Genomic DNA, 17,861 nt, shown 5'->3' on the forward strand with positions numbered 1-17,861 from the left:
AAAGTATCCTTGCACTAAATTTAACTATAGAAATCACTTCATCATTTTAAAATAATAATTAAATTTTTATACTAAAAAAGCGAGACCGATTCTTTTCAGATTCGTCGTCTCGCTCCCGTACAACTGACTATGATTCGAAACAGTCAGTAACAAGCATTTTTCAATTCATTTATTTATAATAAAAATTTCAAACATCAAAACATTTGATATAGGTATTCAACCTTTAAATCGTTTGTACTATTTGTATGGTTGATTATCATGATTATGGTTTTCTCGTTTATTTTGATCATTCAAGGCGTGATCATGATGAGATGTTGATGGTTGACCAATATGTGGTTCATTCATATTATATTGTTGTTGTTCACGTTTCTTTTCTTCTGGCACAACATGTGAATGTATGTCATTACTGTATTGAGAATTGATTTGGTCATTTTGTGTTTGTGGTTTACGTACTAAAAGCATGATACCTGCTATTAACCATAAGACACCAGCCATAAAACTTAAAAAGAGACCAATGATTCCTGTAATAACGAGTAATATTCCTGATACTTTTGCATTTTTACCAATTAAAATAGCGGCAACTATTGATACAATTAATAAAATGAGAAGTATAATAATGAAAACGACACCTAAACCTAACATAATATTATAAGTTTGGTATGCTAAATCATATTCCCCTGGATTTTCTTCTATAAATCCTTGAATCATTCCATTTTTAAAATCACTTGTTTGTGTCATTATGAAAAATATGCCTATTAAAAATACATACAACAGATGTAATCCATTGCCAATCCATGAAAGTATTAATTCACCTTTACGTTGTATCATTCTTGTTCCTCCTTTTCACCTATTCATTTAATTCCCTAATTTTTTTAAACATATGCATTAAATTAGATATATTGTAATTTATCTTTCTTAAAATATATAAATATTAATGCTTACCGTTTATCATCGTATAATAAATTCTAGAAGTAATCCAGTACATCATTGAATAAAAAATAATAAATACAACTATCACACCTACATAACTTGTAGCATATAGTCCCAAGTCATATTGACCAACGATTCCTAATACAGAGTATATGATGCGAAAAGCAGCTAACGTATGTATAATTGCAACAATTACAGGAATGAGAAATACCCATATTACTTGTTTATTAATTGTTTTTTTGATTAAATTTTCATCTAATCCAAGTTGTTTCATCGTTATATATGCATCTCTATCTTCATGACCTTCTGAAACTTGTTTATAATACATCATAAGAAATATACCTATCAATAAAACTAGAGATACAACACTTCCAACAAAAACTAAACTTGAGTTGACTTGTTTCCACATCAATAGATTTTGTTTTTTCACTTGAAATTCAATATCATGTTGAACCCCTATTTTCTTAATGCGATGATTCAACTTATCCTTTTCTTTTAATACATTAAATTCAACGGCAGTTTGTACTTGATTAGGAGTGATGATTAAATTTTCATCATTATGATTACGATATTCATTAACAATACGATCCATCAGTTGTTGTTGATTCACAATTAAAGTTATACCATCTGCATAGAGTAAGTTATCCATATTTGTAGACTCAATATATTTAACTCTGTATGTTTTCCCGAATATATTGAGCGTTTTCATTTTTTTAAATAATGACACACTTGTACTAATTGCAATTTCATCATCATTTAATTTTATTTTTTTATTGTTTTTATTGTAATCACTTTTATTATATATAGAAATAAAGGAGTTGAATTTTCGCTTATTTCCAAAATTAAATAAACCACTCGATACAGTTTGTCTTTTTAGCTTTTTATGTTTTAAGCCTCCCTGCAATTCAGCTCCCACCATACCTCGTGCATAAATTTTAAATTGACCAGTTGGAACTTCTTGGCGAATATCTTTTTTTAAATTTTCTATCTTACGTTGAATTTTGCTATTTTTATGAAAATCACCAATATAATAACCTGCGTAATCATTTTTAAATGCAAATTCAAACCTGTGATCCATATTTCTATAAGTTGAGACTGTCATACTTAACGTAACAATCAGAAATGTACACATAAATGAAATCGTAGCTAAACCAATCGCACTAGATTTTACGCGTGATTTAAGTCCTGCAATAAAGAAAAAATGATTGGGTTTATAATAATAATGATCTAATTTTTGTAACATTTCTAAAACTATTGACCCTAAGCTAACAAAAAGCAAATAGGTACCGATAAGCGTTGACAAAATCGCAAAAAATATAATCCCCAAGGAACCGATAGCCGTGTTAGGTTTTATAGCTAAATAATAGCCCATTCCTATAAAAATTAATCCTAAAATTAAAAATATTATTAACAGTACACGGGATTTTTCATGTGTCTTACTTTTATTTTTAAGCAGTAACTGTAAGGAGTTTTTAAATGATATTTTAAAATTGTTAATAACAAACAATATGATCATCAAACTGAGTAGCATGGTTAATGTGATTTTCATTGACAAAACATCAAATGGATAATCTGACAACTGAGGTTGATGCGTATTAACTAGTTTATTAAATAACATAAAAAAGAGCTCACCAAATAAGTAACCTCCAACAATGCTCAATATTGCAGATATAATAAATTGAATGAGAAGTTCAATCAAGATGATGAGTCTTAGATGTTTTTTCTCCATGCCAAGAACCATATTTAAGGCAAATTCCTTTTTCCTACGATTCATAACAAAGTGATTTGCATAAATTAAAAATATGAATAATAACATCGTCATAAACACTATTCCAATCATCGCAGATATTTTTAATTCAGGATGATGCTCATTAAAATAAATGTTAGTGGTTAACGATAACAATATGTATTCAATACCGAATAAAATACTTATTACGCTAATAAATGGAACAATGATATGACGTTGATTAACAAAATTTTGTTTAATCATTTTCCACAAAATCTTGAAAGTCATATTAGTCACCTACTCCATTCAATATGGCCAAATTATCGGCAATACGCTTTTGATAATCTGTTTGCGATTCTTCACCACGATAAATCTCATGATATAAACGACCATCTTTGATAAAGATGACACGGTTCGCATATGACGCGTCAATATTTGAATGTGTCACCATTAATATAGTTTGATGCTTTTGATTAATTTTTCGAAATAAACACATAAGGTTTTTAGAGGTTTTTGAATCAAGTGCACCAGTGGGTTCATCAGCTAATAATAATTTAGGTCGTGCTATCAACGCACGGGCTATAGCTATCCGTTGTCTTTGTCCCCCAGATATTTCAGACGGATATTTTTCAAGCAAGTCTTCAATTCCTAATTGTTCACTTATTTCCGTTAAGCGTTTTTGCATTATTTTCGGACGTTCATTTGCAAGTACAAGAGGCATCAAAATATTATCTTTGTTCGACATCGTATTCAACACATTAAAATCTTGAAACACAAATCCCATCATTTCTCTGCGAAAGCGTGCAATGTCTTTATGCTTCAATTGATTAAGCGGCAACCCGTCTAACTTTATTAATCCTTCAGTTGTACGATCAAAAGTAGCAATTAAATTGAGTAATGTAGATTTACCTGAACCTGACTCGCCCATGATTGCTACAAATTCATTTTCATCAATTTCAAGGTTCATTTGATTTAAAGCTATTGTCGTGTTCATACCTCTGCCAAAGACCTTTTTTACATTTTTAACCTCTAATAACACTATGCAAACTCCTTTCTCCCTTTCTACTACATCATAAAATAAAAAGAATGCCAATAACATTCATAATATCTTACAAATATCATTGGCAAACTTACAATTTTGAAAGTTTATTATTTTTCTTTAGTAAAATGTATAAAAAATACTGTCCCCTGATTTAACTCTGATTGTACAGTTACTTGTATATTTAAATGATTTGCAATGTGTTGCACTATAAATAAACCTATACCTGTTGATTGTTCATTCAATCTACCGTTAAATCCTGAGTATCCTTTATCAAAAATTTTAGGAATATCTGCTTTACTAATCCCAATACCATTATCTTTAATCTGTAGAGTTTGATTGGCAACATCAAAATCTATCCATATATCTTTACCTTTAGCATATTTTAAAGCATTATTTAAAAGTTGCTCTATCATTATAGAAGCCCATTGTGTATCGGTTAAAATGATGTCCTCACTTTTTTCATAATGGATTTGCGTCTTTTGTTCAATAAACTGAATTCTATATTTTAAAATCAACGGCCGAATCAAATCATCAACTGTCACTTTGGTAATTGTCATATCTGACTCTTCATTTAATAATTTTAAATAACTTAATGCGAGGCTTGTATAATTATCAATGTGCACAATTTCTTGTCTAACACGATTAACTACATTCTCCTCGTTTCTCTCCAAAAGTAATTGTGAGGCAGTGATAGGTGTTTTAATTTGATGTACCCATGTTAAAAAATAACTTTCAACATCATTACGATATTCAATTTGCTGATTCTTAACATGTGCTAACTCATGTTCTAAATATGCCACTTTATCTTTAAGATGTTCGTTCTTTTTAAAATTTAAATACTTTATCCACCAACGTACACACATCAATAGTAATATGATACTGATTGCTAGTACGTATGCATCAAAAGGTAAAGAAAATACATAAAATATAAGTGCAAAAAATAATAGAATTATTAAAATAATTGAAATCTCATTACGAATCGATTGAATATATGCAAACTTCATATGTCTCAAACCCTGTATCCTACATTTTTCTTTGTCTCAATTAAATTATCGACACCGATAGAAAGTAATTTTTTTCGTAATCGCGTCATATTTACTGCTAGCGTATTGTCATCAATAAAATTCTCAGACTCCCAACATTTCTCAATTAAAGCTGTACGACTTACATATTTATTTTCATTTTGAAATAACAATTTTAATATCTGTAGCTCTGTTAAGGAAAGTTGAACATGTTCATTATCCTTGCTAAGCTTCGCCTCATCAACAATTAGTTTACAACCTTTAACAGCTATTTCATCACGAGCTATTGATAAATCATAAGTGCGACGCAATAGTGCCTGAATTTTAGCTACTGTTAAAGACAAGTTAAATGGTTTCTCGATAAAATCATCGCCACCCATTTGAATAGCCAGAATTTGATCCATATTATCTGTTCTTGAACTAATAAACATAATAGGCACACGAGATACTTTTCGTATTTCTTGGCACCAATGGAAGCCATTAAGGGTTGGTAGATTGATATCTAATAATACGAGTTGTGGTTCTACTCTGCGAAAATCTTCCATTATCTTTTCAAAATTATCAACCACATGAACCTCATAATTCCATTTAGATAGCTCATTAGCTAAACTTTCAGCAATCACTAAATCGTCTTCTACAATGAAAATCTTCATATATGTTCACCTTTCACTATCTTTTCACTCTTATTTATCATCATCTGAATTTTTATTTTGCTGTTGTTCTTTGTCGATATAATCAGGTTGTTGCTGTTCTACATGATTCGAATTTTGTTCTTTTGAATTTTTCTTTCTACGTTTTTCTTCTAATACGCTTAGTACAATAAACAAAATAATTAATATTGGAGATAACATTACAAATATCATTGTCTCACCTTCTCCTAGGGGCTCTAACCCCTAATAATTATGATACCTATTATAGATTATTTTACATGTTTATTACTAAGAAATACATTGACATGATGGTATTATTTTAACAATATTATCACTTTGAGAGATATAAAAGGGCATCGAATATAGAGCCATACATTTTATTTAAGTGATAAAATTTTATAATATGTAAAAATAATATTACTTTACATTATATTTACTAAAAACTAACTCTCAGTCAAAATTTGTCTTCTATACTTAAATTATCATACATATTGGGAGGCAATTTATTTATGAAATTTATGAATAAAATGGGCAAGACGACGCTTGCTTCATCAATCGTAGCAGCATCCGTTTTAAGTACAGTGAACGTATCCTATGCTTCAGGCAGCTCAGAACAAGGTGCTCAAACTAAGCAAACACAAAACGAAGCCATTGCTTTCGGCAACACAAAAAATCCAAAAAATGTCATCTTCATGGTTGGCGATGGTATGGGACCTTCTTTTAACACTGCATATCGCTATTATAAAAATAAGCCTGGTGCTAAGAAAATGACTCCAACCGCTTTTGATAAATATCTAAAAGGAACAAATCGTACTTATTCTAATGATCCTAAAGAAAATGTTACAGACTCTGCTGCTGGAGGAACAGCTTTTAGTACCGGTCACAAAACATATAACGGTGCAATTAGTGTTGATACAAATAAAAAACCAATTAAATCTGTGCTAGAACAAGCTAAAGAACAAGGAAAATCAACTGGTTTAGTAACTACTGCTGAACTTACTGATGCAACACCTGCTGTATATGCTGCTCATATAGATTCACGCGATAAAAAAGATGAAATTGCACAGCAATTTTATAATGATAAAATAAATGGCAAACATAAAGTCGATGTGATGTTAGGTGGCGGAGCAAAATACTTCGGTAAAGAAAATAAAAATTTAGCGAAAAAATTCAAAAAAGACGGTTATGATATCGTTTCTAATAAAGATGAATTAAATCAATCACAAAGCAAGCAAGTCTTAGGTACTTTCTCAGAAAAAGATATGCCATTACAAATAGATGCACCTCAATCTAATCCGTTGCTAGTAGACATGCAAAACAGTGCACTAAATAAATTAAGTAAAAATAATAAGGGATTCTTTTTAATGGTTGAGGGTGCTTCAATTGATAAAGCTGCCCACCCTAATGATATCACTGGTGTGATGTCTGAAATGTCTGGTTTCGAAACAGCTTTTGATAATGCTATTAATTATGCAAAGACACATAAAGATACACTTGTTGTAGCAACTGCAGACCACTCAACTGGTGGTCTATCAACCGCAAAAGGTAAAGATTATAAATGGAATCCAGAGGCTATTCACAAGATGAAACATTCTGGAATGTATATGACAAAACAAATCGCTGATGGAAAAGATCCTAAAAAAGTAATTAAAGATGGATACGGCATTGATTTTCCAAACAAACAACTCGATAAAGTCAAAAAAGCAGCAGACGACCTTCACAAACTACAAAAAGAAGGTAAAGATGACAAAGACGAAAAAGTTGTAGAACAAACAACAAAATTACAAAATGCAATTCAAAAACCAATTAACGATGCTTCACACACAGGTTGGACAACCAATGGCCATACAGGTGTAGATGTTAACACATATGCATATGGGCCAGGTTCTAATAAATTCAAAGGGAATATGGAAAATACCCAAAGCGCTAAAAACATATTTGACTTTTTCGGAAACAATGTAACATCAAATCAAAATTAGTTATAAAGTTTAAATTTAATATAATAAGAAAGGGACAGTCGTCGTTATGACCACTGTCCCTTTATCAAGTAAATAGTATATTTTATACACATAAAATGTAATAACTATTAAATATAAATCGCTTATAATTCTGCATTCGACATTGTGCTCTTTTTGATTTGATACTTTTTAAAAAGTTGGAACCCTACTACGCTTCCAATAACGAACGTTGATGCTACTGTTACTCCAATAGTTACACGATTAGACATATTCTTTTCATCTTTCACATTTTTTTGCTGTGCTAAACGTGCCATCTTATTTTTAAAAATATTCATAACAGTCTTGTGTGCTTTAGCTTGAGTTAGTTTATATACTACCCAAGGTAATGTAGGTTCATATTCTTGTAAAGCAATAATACCCTCATTGGTGTTTCTTATTCTTCGGAATTCAAAGCGTGCATTTCCACCATCATTTGAATGTGCTAAATCGCCACCCACAATATTATATACCACCATATCTTCTGTAGAGTCAGCTTCATCACGTTCCATTTTTAAAATGAATTTATTAATGAAGGGCAAATTCATATTAAATTCTCGTTCATTTATCGTACCTTTAACGAGATGTAGTGTGATATTATTGATAAATTTTGCATATTCTTTAGTCACATCTTTAATCGAATAACCTTCCGGAATTTTAAACCGTGTAATGGCTCGTACATCTTTAATTTCTTGATGCATACGCCCAAATGATTGAGAATTTTTCGAATCCGACTTTTTCTTAGAAGTCTTTTGTTCTTCTCTTAGTGCTCTTCTCACACTATCTTCAAAGGTGATATTTCCTACGGCCAAGTTAGACACAACGCGTTTTCGATGTGGTACCATATCGTGAATCAAACTATTCATTAATGGATATACCATTTCTTTCGGTACATTTGAAATCAGTTGTACCCAATAACGACTTACGATAATGGGTATAATAGGTAAATCAAGCATAGGTAGTCGCTTATCAAGTACGTTAGCTGTGCGCTGTATCAGCGTTTTATAATTCATCACTTCAGGACCTGTGATATCAATTGCTTCGTTATCTTTGGGTGTTCGATTCACCAATGCTGCTAAACCATCTATCACATCGTCAATGGCAACAGGTGCAATTTTATTGTAAGCCCAACTAGGCAAAACCATTGCTGGCAATCTCTCAACTAGTCTTTTAAGAATTGGATAAGAACTTCCTTTTGCACCAATAATTAAACCTGCACGTAATGTGCTAACTGGTATACCGTAATCACCAAGAATTTTTTCACATTCAAGTCGACTTCTTAAATGCGCAGATAGCTCATCATTTTCTGGTATTAAACCACTCATGTAGACAATATGCTTAACACCCTGCTTTTGAGCCGCACGCGCAAAATTATCCGCTAACAATACATCCATATCTTCGAAGCTAGCCTGCGTTAATTTTGCTGATGGCATCATAGAGTGTACTAAATAAATCGCTGTATCTACATCTTTCATTACTTTTGTAATTTCGTCCAAATCAAATAAGTCTGCTGACTTCCACGTGACATTTTCTTCATCCGTTTTATTATGAGTATTTCTCGATATAGCTATCACTTCATGATCTTTTTTTAATTTATTCTTGAGATGACTACCAATATAACCTGATGCACCAGTTAGTAAAATTTTAGACATATACTCCCCCTTAGAATGTGTTTTAATGTTCTAGAAAAATAGTTAGATTGTATACTTATTAAATTTGTATTGGTTATCATTGCTATATGTTAAATGTTTACCCAAAAATATGAAACTGAGACAAGATTCACATGATTCTTGTCTCAAAGTATCCATACTTATATTATTTCCCAGTAAATAACAACTTTCTTTAAGAAATCTGTTGTTTGCAGATTGATGAACGTGGATATTCTGGTTCCCCAAGAATTTTGGTCATTAACTTTTCACTGCTTTTCGAACTATCTTGTTTCATCAAACGATGAACCACTTTTGAATAATTTATATAATCAGTGCTACAAATTTGTTTAGCTAACATGCGTTCATTTAAAGAGGCTTTAAGAAAATCACCCACTTCAAACAAATCAAAATAAAAACCAACACTTTGTTTATATTGTTGCTCGTCTTCTTGAAGAATAAACACCGGCTTGTTTAAATGTATATAGTCAAAAATGGTCGACGAGTAATCTGTAATCATACATTCACTCAGAATATACAGTTCTTGAATATCAACAAGTTCATTGAAATAACAATGAATTCGATTATCTATTTGATTATATCTAGTTCTTAAATGACTTTCATTAGGATGGAGTTTCACAATAATCTCGTAATTCTCTGGTAAATATTTAAGTAAATCTTTTAAATTAATCTGAGTGACTTCTTTTCTTTGATTTCCTCTCCATGTGGGACAATATAATATATATTTTTTATCATCATCTATCTTATACATATATTTAAGCTGTAACTGCTGGCGCTCTTGTAAATTATTATTATTTATTAAATATTCATTCTTAGGTGCGCCGTATTCTAGAACTTTAAGATTTGGATTTTTATTTAGCATAAAGGCTGATTCTAACAACGTCGTATTAATATCTGATGATGTCAAAATGTAATCCCATTTTTTCATGCGTGGTATGAATGCCTCTAGTTGTTGTTGTCTTTCATGCTGTTCATTTAAATCATTAACCATTTTCTTTAATGGAAAACCGTGCCACGTTTGAATAAATATCTGCTCTGAAGACTTGTACACTTTATCCCATGAGTTACCATTGATAAAAACATACTTACACTTTCTAAACGTTTTAATATATTTCTCGCTTCCAAATCGAACAGGTGTAAAACCGTAACGTTTGATTTCCATATCGACAAGTGAATTGGTTGAACTCACATATATTTTTTTATGAGCATACTGTCTTTTAATAGCGAGAGCAATATATTTAGGATCTCCACTGAAATTCTTACCATGGAAAGACTCTATAAATATTGAGTCTGCGTCTACAGGTATTTGATTTAAATTTTTGATATAGCTCATATGCTTTCTTTTTTCATAGTACGTTTTACATTTATTAAATAAATATTTATTTTTTCTAATTAAATTCATCCAACGACTTTCTTTTAAACGACTTGCTATATCTATTTGTTTTTCACTACAGAGATGTTGATGAATTTTCTTCACTTTTACATGTTGAGATGAAGAAAAAGTTTCAACGTGATTTAAAAATTCCTGTCCATAGTTAATGCATTTAAACGTACTCTCCAACTGTCGATAATCTTTTTGTCGATCACAGTGACTATATTTATAGTCTAGAAAGTCTTTAATTATTTTACTATCTTTAATCATATCTTTGGTTAAAAAACGTATCGCTTCATATGGTGCATAGATATCCTTTAACACGTTATCATCACCATAGTAAACTAGAGCTTTATTCCCCTGAGCAATCGTTTCTAATATAGAATAGCCGAGCGTTTCATATGGTGAACTAGATATATAAATATAACTCTCTGGTTCTTTTTCATTAATATGAATATAATCATTAAGATGATAGTAATTTATCAAATTTTTGTAAAGCATTTCTGAAGGACCATATCCTATTAAATAAAGTTGAGCATCGTCAACAATTTGGTTTTTAATGATGTAATTAAACAATTTAATAATATATGAAATATCTTTAACTTCGTCCTCAAAACGTGCTTTAATTAAAAAATTTCGTTTAGTATTTATTGGCTCTGATTTTAAATCGATATGTTGTGCATTTACGTATTGATTAAAAACCCGATGATAGTCATATTTAGCTATAAACTCATTTTTGATTCTAGCTGTACTCACTCGAACACAATCAATACAGTCTAATGCTAAATCTATATTCTCATTAATATATTCCAATGGACCATGTATTTCACCAACAATCTTAATCTTGCTATTTAATTTTTTAACTAAATATGCATGATTAAAAAAGGTTTCTCTAGTAATTATAAGTAGGTCTCCATGAGCAAGTTCTTTTCCACTATTAAATTGATAAATATGAAGATGCTTTGTGCTCAACCCTTCGTAAATAATTAGTTTTGTGATATCACTTTTATTATAGTTCTTATAATTAAAGTAGTGTACCTCATGTCCAATTTCTAATAAGCTTTTCACTAAGTTAATATTACTTCTTGATGTTCCGCCCTTGTCGAAGATATTATATCCAAATATGTTAATCTTCATTTAATATCTCACTTCCCAAATACATTAAATTATTTCATCTTTAATATGTAGAACTCGCGAAAGATATTATACTTAATATTTGGAATTTTATCTACTTTGTATATAATTAAAATAATTTTGAATTTTAAAATTAAAAAAGACACGACATGGTCGCAATCGACCTAGTCGTGTCTTCATATAATTATCATTAGTGAATCTTAATATTCAATGTTTGGAGCTTGGTTTACATGATTTTGGTATTTTTTGAAACCATAGAACGCTGCACCAGCTAATGCTAAAATAACTGCTAATTTTTTCATCTTAATAACACTCCTTTCAAAGATGCGGTTCTTGAACAAACAAAATGTTCAATAGTTAATTACTATTATACACGTTTTATAGTTATTTTTAAAAACTTGAATTTCAAATTAACGTAATTTTTCCCTTATTTTCTAAAATTCATTATTAATTTTGAAAATACATAGATTTATTTTACAACTTAAGTTACGATTTACGATTACATTTATCTCTCAATGCTTCATGAATTTCTATTTTATTCCTCACATATTTAAGATTTTGTCTTAGTTTTGTTATATCATTTTCTATATTGACTTTGAGCTTATTTAATAACTGACTTGATAAGTCATGGTCATGTGCATGAGTTAAAATTTTCTTAATATCCTCAATAGGCATATTTACCTTTCTGTAATGAACAATAACTTCTAATTTTTTTAAAGTATCATTACCAAATTGGCGGTGACCACGTGCATCCCTTGGTATGTTAATGAGTCCTTTCTTTTCATAAAAACGAATCGCATGCGTACTGACATGATAAAGGTTAGCAACATCTGTAATTCGCAATTTTTGTCTCCTCTCTTCAAAGCATCTGTTTTGACTTAGACCTAGTCTAAGGGAGGATACTATAGATTATCAATTATAAGGAGTTGAAATTGATGAATAATAGTAAAGTTATTGTAATAACTGGTGCATCTAGTGGTATTGGAGAAGCTACTGCACAACGTCTTGCACAAGATGGTCATAAAGTTGTTTTAGCTGCACGTCGTGAAGAAAAATTAAAAAGCATTGTCAATCATATCGAGGGAGAAGCCACTTACAAAGTAACAGATGCGACTTCACATGATGATCTTAAAGCTTTAGCCCAATTCACTTTACAACAATATGGTCGTATTGATGTTTGGATGAATAATGCAGGCGTTATGGCACTTTCACCTATTGGTAATGGACGTGTTGAAGATTGGGATCATATGATTGATCTTAATATTAAAGGGGTTTTATACGGTATCAACGCAGCGTTACCTACAATGAGAGAACAACAATCTGGACACTTTATTAACATTTCATCTGTCGCAGGTCATAAAACTTCACCTGGTTCAGCAATCTATGGCTCAACTAAAATGGCAGTCCGTTTCTTAAGTGAAACACTGCGTCAAGAAGAAGTACAGGCACAATCTAATGTTAGAGTAACTGTTATTTCACCTGGTATCATTGATACGAACTTACCTGATTCAGTTAATGATGAAGACGTTGCTGAACATGTGCGTAAAGGTTACGAAGCTTTGGCTGTCCCACCAGAAAGGGTAGCAAATGCTATTGCTTATGCAATTAATTCGGAAGAAGATACATCTTTAAATGAAATAGTCATACGTCCTACAAATCAAGAGTTATAAAATTAAAGATAGATAATGACTAAGTTTCGATTATGAATCGCAATTATCAAAGCTTTTAAATAAAACGGTTATGTCCTTAAAATATTCTCAGACATAACCGTTGAATTTGTTATTATTAAAATTTTACAGCTTATAATATATATACTCAGTTCTTTGTCATCTCATCTCTGCCACCTTAACTTAATGATAGGTTTGATTGATAGCTTCATATAAAGCATTAACGAACTCTTGCATTGTGGGTGTCCAATTTTCTTTGTTCGTACGATTTTTTGTACTAGTATCTCCATTTTTAAAGAATGCTTTTCTTAAAGCAGTCGTTAATTCTAACTGAACGCCAGTGTTATTGTCTTCTCTATTAATGAAGTTTTTATTATTTTGACCGCCTAGATACTCTGGTGGAACTTTAACAGTAAATCCACTTCTAACAAGTTGCTTCTCTATAGCATTTCTCAAATCTGAACGAGGCCCGCCAAGATAGATAATCTCCTCAGTACCTGATGCGCCATGGATTGAAACAGTTGCAGTACGGTTTTTAATCATTTGATTTAATGTCGGATCATCATAATGTGTAGACGTAACATGTAATTCAGAGTTATTTTTAGGTCGAATGCCTTCAAATGAATAATAATCATAATTACCTTTATCCGCTAATGCTTTAGTTAATTCTGTTGTACCTTGTTCAATACTTCCACCATGTGGAGCCACAATGAGTACTTGATTCCCTGTGTTTTTTGTATCTTTTCTCCAATCTACACCTTCAGTTGTTTCTTTTTCTAACTGTGTCATCGATTGATATTTATCTGTTTTACGTTCAACAGGTGCCACTCCCACTAATTCTTTACTATTATTGATTTTAGAAGTAGGTGACGTTGAAAGTTGCTTTGCTTTAGTAGTTGTACTAACTTGAGTCGTTAAAGTAGGTTGTGCCTTTGTCGTAGAGGATTGAACTGTTTTAGATTTTGTTGATACTGACGGTGATTTTGTTTTACTAAGTTGTGTAGTGTTTTTTTAACTGAAGTTGTATGACTTTTAGTTGATTGTTGTGTTTTTGTTGATATTTTAGCTTTAGAAGTTGGCGACACAGTAGTTGCTTTATGAGAAGTTGTGCGTTTCACAGAAGTAGGCATTGTTTTTGAACGTGTTGAAGTTGTTGAACTCTTACGAATGGTAGGCTGAGTCTTGGTTGTTGTGCGCGTTTTATTTAATGTTGTAGATTTTTTGGCTATTGTAGTTTTTTTAGTTGATGACGTTTTGGGTGATATAGCTCTTTTTGTTGATGTAGCTCTAGATTTAACAACCGTATCTTTAACTGAACGTTTAAAATTGGACGTCGTCTTTTGAGTTGGAGATGTCTTAGTTACATGTGTTTGTTGCGTTTTCGTACTTGCATCAGCATACTGATTAAATGAACCTATTGTCCCTACTCCAATAAATACGGTAACGAAACTTAGCGTCACTTTCTTCATTGAAAAGAACCGTGAAATACTTTTGACTTTCATATCAATTCTCCTTATGAATTATTAATATAAAAATTATACTAACTTATTTGTACAAAAAATCAATATTTTTTATTAAGTTGCGGAATGTTTTTTATCATATCAATTTTTTAAAATATTGATATTACTAAATATTTTCACTAAAGAAATTTTTTTAAACAATAACTAAGAGTTTATGATAAAAATCCTTAGAAAAGCAATAAGATATTTTCAATTGAAAGTTATCTTACTACCATTCTCTATTTATGAAATATTTCGTATTGAATGACTCACTTTTCTAGTGTGCCATCTCAATCTCTTTCAACAATTAGCACTACTTGCTTAGGAGTCTCGACATAAATACTACGTATTAACAGGCAATTTCGCTTTTAAATACTTAAAAAAGTAAGACACCTTCATATAATTTAATAAATACCACCAAATTAAATTAACAGAGTGCTTACGTATAAAAATTATAACAAGCCTCAACTTAAAAACTTACGCTATCAATGGGAAGTTATGTTAGAACTGCTCAAAATAATATTTCGCGGTATGTTAATGAAATTTTTGGAACGAAACCCAATTGTGATCTTAACTAATATATATCTTAATAATAAAAGAATAGATTTTAATGATATGTATATCGAAATGGTAGAAATGGCTTTAAATGTGATTTTAATAAAAAAATGTGATGATTGTTCAGCATGTTCTTTGAGAGCTCTATACATAAAACCGAGTTCATAACAAATAAGAAAATCATGAAAAATGATAATTAGGAATACTTTAAAATTCAAACAAATTAAAACCTTTCTTAACTAGAAATGAAAAACTATAGTCATAGTATATTGGGTGTAGAACCTATTTTGGAAATTATGAAGGCTATTTGGGGTTTCATTCGAGTGTCAGCTCGAGCTATAAATAAAGTCGAAGTGAAATAGAATTTTTATTAACGGTACTTAATATTAAGAAAAATAGTAACTCAGAGATTTGAATACTTATAAAGTATCTCTTTTGTCTCTGAATATCAAAGAAATAAACCTCACTATCATTACATAAAATAACTTATCGGAAGTGGATATGTTTGTATATTCACAGCTGGTATAATAATAGAGTCGCCTATCTCTCAGGCGTCAATTCAGACGCAGAGAGGAGGTGCTAAAAATGACAGATATTCTTGTTCACATCATGACCACGGCAGCAAGTGGTTGCATTGTCACATTCTTTGCGTATTGGCTTCGCAAATGTGATGATAAGTAAAATAGGCGACTAAGCCACACCAAAAAACCCCTCACTATTCTCAGTAGTGAGGGGTTTGGTGCATTAAATGCAGATATTCTTGTTAAATATATTATAACATCATAGTGGATAGGAATGCAAAACTATACAATCTAACGTAAGAAAGACAAATAAACATAATGGATGTGATTTCAATTTGAATATAATAGAAGGTGAAAACAGAATTATAGGTGTTTTAAAATTTATATCACCTAAATATAGCAAAGATTTTGAAAATGATTATTTATATTTTAATAGTCTTAAAACTTTTCAAAAAATTGAACATGAAGATATAGGAGATGAACTTGAAGGAGTTATTTCTGATAAGTGGGTGAATATAAATAGTTCAGAAGATTCAATAGAAATGTATTTCCAACATTTAGATGATCCATATGCCCAAATTAATAAGGTAAATCTAAAAGAAGTCATATTCAAAAATACTCCGAATATAAATAAAGATTTTAAAATTTGTTGCTTTTCTATAATAAGAGAAAGCGATTTAGTGAAGATGGATGATGGTATTTATAGGCTGTCGCAGAAATTCATAAATGAAATAAATGGTATACTTGATAATAGAAATATTTATATAACTATTGATTTTGAGCACTTTAAAAATAGGTTACTTAAATACTTTTCAGAAAATGATATATTTTTTAAAGGGGATATTGTTGAATACTTCAATGAGAAACATCCACTATTTTATAAAATAGAAAATAAGGAAGAACTGACATTTGAAGATATTGTTAAAGTTAGTTTTTGTAAATCTAATAAATATGCCAATCAAAAAGAATATAGAATTTTAGCATATAAACTGAAAGGAAATAAAATCAAAATAAACGGATTATATAATGAATTTTTTCAGTTAAAAGGCTTAGAACAATTAGCTATCAAATTTTATACAGAAGAAGAATATAAAGATATGTTAAGTGACTGATTTAAGTAAACCCTAATCATACTGATATAGTTGTTGAATTTATAATGACTCAAACGTATGATTTGGGTGTAATATTAATTATGGTATGAAAATAAATGTTGGCTATGCGAGGGTATTATCCATGGATCAAAATTTAAAAAGACAACTGGATAATTTAAAAACGTTTGGTGCGAAAAACATTTACAGAAAAACAGTCTGGGGAATCTATTAAAAATAGATTGTTATTTCAATAATTTCTTAGTTTTGTGAGGGTGGAAGATGAGGTTGTAGTGTAGTCATTTGATCGTTTAGGCCTTAATTACGATGAAGTGATCAAGACAGTTAATTATTTAAAAGACAAATAAGTTTAATTAATGATTACTAGCATACCTATGATGAATGATGAGATTAGCAATTCATTATTAGATAAATTTATGAAAAATCTACTCATTCATATATGAGCAATGGTTTCAGAACAAGAACGAAATGAAGTAAACGTTGACAAGCACAATGTATTAAAGTCGCGAAAGACAAAGGGCTATATAAAGGCCGTTCATTACTTTATTCGCCGAATTGTAAAGATCCTCAAAAATATATTATTTATCATCGTGTTGTAGAAATGTTAGAAGAAAGCCAAGCAATTAGTAAAATTGCGAAAGAGGTTAATTTAACAAGGCTAACAGTTTATAGAATTACGATATTGTTTTGGTTTTATAAACGTTTCTTCAATGCCTCCCAAAATAAATGATAATCACCTATTATGATATTTTAAAAATAAAGCAAGAAAGAGAGAAAATACAATCTCCTTTTTTTATATTCCTCTTCCCATTAATATACGATTAATACACTTCTTTATAGCAACCGACTGTTAAAGTATATAGAACCTCCGAATGTTTGAGTAATTAAATGATAGCTGTCATCATCTGGCAATCGTTCTTTTCTTCCTACTGTTCGTTGCACATATGAATTACGTCCGCCATCTTGAAGTGAT

14 protein-coding genes and 2 pseudogenes are annotated in these 17,861 nt (G+C 30.5%); 5 read left to right on the forward strand and 11 right to left on the reverse strand.

The features are described from left to right. Positions 1–237: 237 nt before the first annotated feature. The 6 genes from HMPREF2663_RS11055 to HMPREF2663_RS11080 form a co-directional block, all read right to left on the reverse strand. Positions 238–828 (reverse strand): DUF4064 domain-containing protein, encoded by a 591-nt coding sequence (locus HMPREF2663_RS11055; RefSeq protein WP_002458290.1) that lies wholly within the window; start codon positions 826–828, stop codon positions 238–240. Between the two features lie 103 nt (positions 829–931). Further along, complete coding sequence (locus HMPREF2663_RS11060; RefSeq protein WP_070846425.1) at positions 932–2,944, reverse strand: FtsX-like permease family protein; 2,013 nt, start codon at positions 2,942–2,944, stop codon at positions 932–934. A 1-nt stretch (position 2,945) separates the two neighbouring features. Further along, the gene (locus HMPREF2663_RS11065) at positions 2,946–3,695 is read right to left on the reverse strand and encodes an ABC transporter ATP-binding protein (RefSeq protein ID WP_002490451.1); all 750 of its coding nucleotides are present in this window, start codon (positions 3,693–3,695) and stop codon (positions 2,946–2,948) included. Positions 3,696–3,805: 110 nt separating this feature from the next. Beyond that, a complete protein-coding gene (locus tag HMPREF2663_RS11070) occupies positions 3,806–4,702 on the reverse strand; it encodes a sensor histidine kinase (protein ID WP_002475631.1) in 897 nt (298 codons plus the stop codon). A 5-nt stretch (positions 4,703–4,707) separates the two neighbouring features. Further along, entirely contained in the window at positions 4,708–5,373 is a 666-nt protein-coding gene (locus tag HMPREF2663_RS11075) for a response regulator transcription factor (protein ID WP_002475664.1), read from the reverse strand. Between the two features lie 30 nt (positions 5,374–5,403). Beyond that, complete coding sequence (locus HMPREF2663_RS11080) at positions 5,404–5,583, reverse strand: hypothetical protein (RefSeq protein WP_002501358.1); 180 nt, start codon at positions 5,581–5,583, stop codon at positions 5,404–5,406. 296 nt (positions 5,584–5,879) lie between these two features. On the opposite strand from HMPREF2663_RS11080, the gene HMPREF2663_RS11085 reads away from it, so the two are divergent. Then, the gene (locus tag HMPREF2663_RS11085) at positions 5,880–7,349 is read left to right on the forward strand and encodes an alkaline phosphatase (protein WP_002496676.1); all 1,470 of its coding nucleotides are present in this window, start codon (positions 5,880–5,882) and stop codon (positions 7,347–7,349) included. A gap of 122 nt (positions 7,350–7,471) precedes the next feature. Here the strand turns inward: HMPREF2663_RS11085 and HMPREF2663_RS11090 are convergent, their stop codons facing one another. From HMPREF2663_RS11090 to HMPREF2663_RS11105, 4 genes are all read right to left on the reverse strand, one after another. Then, positions 7,472–9,016, reverse strand: a complete 1,545-nt coding sequence (locus tag HMPREF2663_RS11090) for an NAD(P)H-binding protein (RefSeq protein WP_070846427.1) — start codon at positions 9,014–9,016, stop codon at positions 7,472–7,474. Positions 9,017–9,206: 190 nt separating this feature from the next. Next, positions 9,207–11,540 carry a CDP-glycerol glycerophosphotransferase family protein gene (locus HMPREF2663_RS11095; RefSeq protein ID WP_070846429.1) on the reverse strand — a complete coding sequence of 778 codons (2,334 nt, stop codon included), beginning with the start codon at positions 11,538–11,540 and terminating at the stop codon, positions 9,207–9,209. Positions 11,541–11,737: 197 nt separating this feature from the next. After that, the gene (locus HMPREF2663_RS11100) at positions 11,738–11,839 is read right to left on the reverse strand and encodes an SE2200 family small protein (RefSeq protein ID WP_002437978.1); all 102 of its coding nucleotides are present in this window, start codon (positions 11,837–11,839) and stop codon (positions 11,738–11,740) included. A 184-nt stretch (positions 11,840–12,023) separates the two neighbouring features. After that, complete coding sequence (locus HMPREF2663_RS11105) at positions 12,024–12,380, reverse strand: MerR family transcriptional regulator (RefSeq protein WP_058703135.1); 357 nt, start codon at positions 12,378–12,380, stop codon at positions 12,024–12,026. Between the two features lie 92 nt (positions 12,381–12,472). Between HMPREF2663_RS11105 and HMPREF2663_RS11110 the strand changes: the two genes are divergently transcribed. Continuing rightward, positions 12,473–13,207, forward strand: coding sequence for an SDR family oxidoreductase (locus HMPREF2663_RS11110; RefSeq protein WP_002458301.1), 735 nt, complete (start codon positions 12,473–12,475; stop codon positions 13,205–13,207). A gap of 180 nt (positions 13,208–13,387) precedes the next feature. On the opposite strand, the pseudogene HMPREF2663_RS11115 reads toward HMPREF2663_RS11110, so the two are convergent. After that, positions 13,388–14,706 (reverse strand): annotated as a pseudogene (locus tag HMPREF2663_RS11115) (poly-gamma-glutamate hydrolase family protein). 1,137 nt (positions 14,707–15,843) lie between these two features. Here HMPREF2663_RS11115 and HMPREF2663_RS12565 point away from each other — a divergent pair. From HMPREF2663_RS12565 to HMPREF2663_RS13125, 3 genes and pseudogenes are all read left to right on the forward strand, one after another. Continuing rightward, positions 15,844–15,939 carry a type I toxin-antitoxin system Fst family toxin gene (locus tag HMPREF2663_RS12565; RefSeq protein ID WP_083320010.1) on the forward strand — a complete coding sequence of 32 codons (96 nt, stop codon included), beginning with the start codon at positions 15,844–15,846 and terminating at the stop codon, positions 15,937–15,939. Between the two features lie 175 nt (positions 15,940–16,114). Beyond that, positions 16,115–16,891, forward strand: a complete 777-nt coding sequence (locus HMPREF2663_RS11120) for a hypothetical protein (RefSeq protein WP_070846431.1) — start codon at positions 16,115–16,117, stop codon at positions 16,889–16,891. Positions 16,892–16,982: 91 nt separating this feature from the next. Continuing rightward, positions 16,983–17,618, forward strand: a pseudogene (locus HMPREF2663_RS13125) (recombinase family protein). Positions 17,619–17,861: the final 243 nt, after the last annotated feature.

The organism is Staphylococcus sp. HMSC077D08 (assembly GCF_001837945.1).
GTDB lineage: Bacteria > Bacillota > Bacilli > Staphylococcales > Staphylococcaceae > Staphylococcus > Staphylococcus epidermidis.